This window comes from Rhizobium altiplani (assembly GCF_001542405.1).
Classification (GTDB): domain Bacteria; phylum Pseudomonadota; class Alphaproteobacteria; order Rhizobiales; family Rhizobiaceae; genus Rhizobium; species Rhizobium altiplani.
Genome location: NZ_LNCD01000087.1, coordinates 1 through 4,471 on the forward strand (window position 1 = coordinate 1; position 4,471 = coordinate 4,471).

Annotated in this window: 3 protein-coding genes and 2 pseudogenes; 3 read left to right on the plus strand and 2 right to left on the minus strand. The window is 57.5% G+C overall.

The annotated features are described in order from the left end of the window. Positions 1-1,206: helix-turn-helix domain-containing protein (locus tag AS026_RS40185; protein WP_062371602.1), on the plus strand; the 1,206-nt coding region annotated here is incomplete at its 5' end. A 28-nt stretch (positions 1,207-1,234) separates the two neighbouring features. Here the strand turns inward: AS026_RS40185 and AS026_RS40190 are convergent. Continuing rightward, positions 1,235-1,564: pseudogene (locus AS026_RS40190) on the minus strand (IS66 family transposase); the annotation flags it as partial. 235 nt (positions 1,565-1,799) lie between these two features. Between AS026_RS40190 and AS026_RS21285 the strand changes: the two are divergent. Beyond that, positions 1,800-2,936 carry a tyrosine-type recombinase/integrase gene (locus AS026_RS21285; RefSeq protein WP_051321228.1) on the plus strand — a complete coding sequence of 379 codons (1,137 nt, stop codon included), beginning with the start codon at positions 1,800-1,802 and terminating at the stop codon, positions 2,934-2,936. Between the two features lie 108 nt (positions 2,937-3,044). Here AS026_RS21285 and AS026_RS40200 read toward each other — a convergent pair. Next, a pseudogene (locus AS026_RS40200) lies at positions 3,045-3,499 on the minus strand (IS110 family RNA-guided transposase); the annotation flags it as partial. Between the two features lie 204 nt (positions 3,500-3,703). Here AS026_RS40200 and AS026_RS21300 point away from each other — a divergent pair. Next, on the plus strand, positions 3,704-4,471 hold a 768-nt coding region (locus AS026_RS21300), incomplete at its 3' end, for an IS110 family RNA-guided transposase (protein ID WP_062371607.1).

Sequence of the window (4,471 nt, forward strand, 5' to 3'; positions counted from 1 at the left end):
GAAGGCTATATTAGCTGGGCCGAGTTTGAAAGGAATCAGCATCTGATCGCCGAGAATGCGAATGGAAAAAGCTACATGGGACGCGGTTCGATAAGGCGTGGCGAAGCTTTATTGCCTGGACTATTTCGTTGCGGTCGCTGCGGTCGTCGACTGCATATTCAATATTCTGGGAAAGGCGGCAACACGCAGCGATACGTTTGTCGCGGCACATTCGGCGACATGGCGGCTGCAAACTGCATCGGGTTCGGTGGCATGCGCGTCGATCGGGCCGTCGCGCAGGAAGTTCTCGAACGACTGCAACCCCTCGGGATCGAGGCGGCGTTGCAGGCAATGGAGGCGCACACTCAGCGTCATAGCGATAAGCGTCAGCAACTCGAGAACTCAATCAAGCAAGCACAATATGAGGCTGCTCGAGCGCGACGCCAGTATGACGCTGTCGATCCCGACAATCGGTTGGTCGCGGGCGAGTTGGAAAGACGCTGGAATGAGAAACTGATCCAATTGCGTGACCTGGAGATCGAGCTTGAGACGCTCTCGACCGACCGCGACATGCCCGCGCTATCGGCAGATGACCGTGCAAGACTGATGAAGCTCGGCAGGGACCTGGGGCAGGCATGGGACAGCCCCAGTGTATCCACCGAGACGCGCAAAAAGATCATTCGGCTACTAATCACGGAAATTGTCGTCGATATCGTCGACGACACATTGGCGATCATCATCCATTGGCAAGGTGGCGATCATACCCGGATGACAGTGAAGAAGAACAAGATCGGCCAGACCCGGTGGGCAGTTAAGGCTGATGTTGTCGATCTCGTGCGCGCCTTGGCAAGGCAGTTACCTGATTTGTCAATCGCAGCGATCCTGAACCGCTCCGGCAAGCGGACTGGGCATGGCGCCAGCTGGACACGAAGCCACGTCTGCAGTCTTCGCAACACCTACGGCATCCCCGTCTATCGGGAAGGCGAACGGGCTGAACGCGGAGAGAGAACCCTCGACGAGACCGCCGACATTCTGAAGGTAAGTCGAGCTACGGCTTATCGGATGGTAAGCAGCGGCGTCCTTCCCGCTCGACAGCTATGTGCTGGAGCGCCTTGGATCATCCAACTTTCCGACCTTCAAGACGACACTGTTCGCCGCGAAGCAGATGCCAGGCGATCAAGACGTCCGATATCTCAGGATCCGGTTCAAAATCCCCTTTTATTTTAAGGACATCGTCAGATGAGCAGTATGTCGCGCCAACGTCACTGCCTGCAAATAGTGAGTTCTTGCGCGTGATTGCCTGGGGCCTGATTGCCCGCTCGACGATGTTGGAGTCGATCTCAACGCGACCGTCTGTCAGGAAGCGCTCGAAGATATCGCGACGCGAGATGGCATAACGCAGAGCCTCTGCAAGTTTCGATTTGCCGGAGACCCGCGGCAGGGTCGCCTGCCCGAGAGTGAAGAGGTCACTGACGATCGCTGCGGAGATCTCCTGACGCGCGGCGACACGAGCCTGAGGGCTTTGACTCCGAACGGTCTCCTCAATCTCCCACAGCCTTGCCATCCGCTGGACGGTATCTGTAGCGAACCCAACTGGGCCGACCTTGCTGTCGAGCTAAAAAAGCCCGGCGTCACGCTGCTCATCCTGTGGGAGGAGTATCGAGGGTCGCATCCGGACGGTTACGGCTACAGCCGTTATGTTGCGGCCAAATTTATGTTGCGCAAGCCTCTCAGTTGTTAGGGCGCTTAGCCGTCGTGGGGTTCTTGACGCAACATAATTCAATGGGTGGGTAGCAAGCCTTTTCCAATGGAGGTTTGCTATGGATCTGACGACTGATACCGACCATCCGGTCGGCCGCTACTATGATGACGCGCCGTTTGCCGAAGAGCGGGACCGTTACCTTCGCCACTGTGCGGAATGCGGGGCGGCTCCCAGCTCGCTGACGATAGAGCGCAACGAGCTGTTGTGGATTGCCAAGCGTCTCGGCCCGGATGCTTCTTCAGAGGGCATCGACATCGAGGCACTCCGACGGATTGCCATTGAGAGGGAACAAGCCCACGGAGCCGTCACCGCAGCGCGAAGAGTTGTCGATATCGGACGACCTTGGCTTCGATTTCTCGGCTGGTGGCGTGAACCGAGCGCCGGGGTTGAGCATCAGAGCCAACTCGACGAGTATGTGAGATGGATGCGCGATGAGCGCGGCTTCACATCATCGACACTCGAGCAATGGACCCGTGTGATCGGTAGGTTCCTGCGCTGGTGTGACGAGACAAATCGGCATCTCTGCAATCTTCGCGCCGGCGACATCGACGCTTATTTCGTTACCCAGGCGACGGGACGATGGTCCCGCGTGTCAGTCGCCAACACCGCTTCGGCTCTGCGCGGATTTCTACGCTACGCAGGAAAGCGGGGAATGTGCGTAGACGGTCTGGCTGGATCGATTTGCCGTCCCCGGCTCTACCGACAGGAGTCTCTGCCGTACGCCCCGGACTGGTCAGACGTGCAGCGCATGTTGGTCGATGCCGAGACCGACAAGCCGCGGGACATCCGCGATCGTGCAATCCTGCTGCTGCTTGCGGTCTATGGAATGCGCAGCGGTGAGGTCGTTGCATTACGCCTAGATCAGATCGACTGGTCCGGTCGGACCCTAGGGCTTTTCCGTCTGAAGCGCCGCCAGCCGCAGATTTATCCGCTCGTTTCTTCTGTTGCTGAGGCGCTTGCCCGCTACATCGACACGGTTCGGCCGTCGTCGTCCCACCCGGAAGTCTTCCTCTGCATGCAAGCGCCCCGTCGGCCGTTGAAGGCGGGGAGCATCTATGATGTCGCGAACCGCAGATTTGTCGCGCTTGGAATCGCAGCGGCCCATCGCGGGGGGCACGCGCTGCGGCATGCCTGCGCCTCTCGGCTTCTTGCCGAAGGTCTGTCGATAAAGGAAGTTCCCGAACCTTATCAATGAGCGCCCGTAATGTTAAAACCAATGCCAGACAGGGTGCGCGTGCTGCCTCCGTCAAGTTCGAGCTATCGTCTTCAACCTGGCTGATGAGAATACCGACATGCGCAGTGGAACGGTAATCCCGAACTCTGCCATTAGACCACGAAAAGCATTGATGATTTGAGTCTTTTGCCGCACGAGAAGGTCACGTACCTTGAATACTGTCGCCGCAGCTTGCTTCTCCTCACTTTTGACTGCGACGAAACGCATAGTTGGTCTCATTGCCGCCTCGCAGATGGCTTCAGCATCGGCCGCATCATTCTTCTGACGCGCTTGACGAACGGTTTGACGTAAATTGGCGCGATCAGCTTGACTTGATGACCAAGCTTGCCAATCTCGCGACCCCAATGGTGGCTGCCCGCGCAGGCTTCCATCGCTACAATACAAGGATCAACGCCTGAAAGGAACGCGAGCAACTTCTTGCTCGAAATCTTTCGCCGAGAAAGCACCGAGCCATTAATGCTTGCTGCGTGAACTTGAATTGTGCTCTTGGCCAAATCCAGGCCGATTATGCTAACCTTTTCCATGGACGCTGTCTCTCTTGTAATGGTTCCGACACAACCATTCTGGCACGAAGATGCCGTTGAGTGGGAGCGTCCACATGGGGTAATCGCGGGAGCGAGTCGCCCCTGATGCAGTCCCGACAATGGAAGCTGGTGGCTGTTCCCCGATAAGATGAAGTGCGGGCTCAAGACTGGCAGTCAGGCCCAGGCATCTAACGGAGAACAACCATGGAAGAGTATATCGGGCTTGATGTGTCGTTGAAAGAGACAGCCATTTCCATTCGGCGCGGTGGCAGAAGGATCTGGCGCGGTAAATGCAAATCCGACCCGGACAGCATCATAACCTTGCTCCATAAGCATGCGCCCGACGCCAGACGGGTCGTCTTTGAGACTGGTCCCCTTTCGATATGGTTTTATCATGCGCTGACCGATGCAGGGGTTCCAGCGATTTGCATCGACGCGCGGCATGCCAAGGCAGCGCTCGACATGGCTGCGAACAAAACAGATGCGAACGATGCCGATGGCCTTGCGCATCTTGCTGAGGTCGGCTTCTACCGCGAAGTCCGGGTCAAAGGGTACGACAGCATGCTCACCCGGACGCTTGTGGCGGCACGAACGCGGTTGGTGACGATCTGCACGGAGCTGTCAAATCAGATCCGAGGCTTGATGAAGACGTTTGGCTTGGTCATTCCGAGTGGCAAGGGTGCAACCTTCGGAAACAACGTCCGTATGCTCCTAGACGGCCACCAGTCTCTTTCGCGGATCATTCTCCCACTCTTGAAGGCTTGGTACGGCACGCGCGAACAGGCGGCCGAACTCAGTAGGCAGTTGATAGCAATCGCGCGGGCGAGCCAATCGTGCCGGCTACTCATGTCGGTGCCCGGTGTTGGGGTTGTCACTGCAACTTCGTTCGTGACCGCCATTGAAGATCCGGAGAACTTCAAGAAGTCACGGTCCGTAGGAGCCTGGCTGGGGCTAACGACACGCCGCTATCAA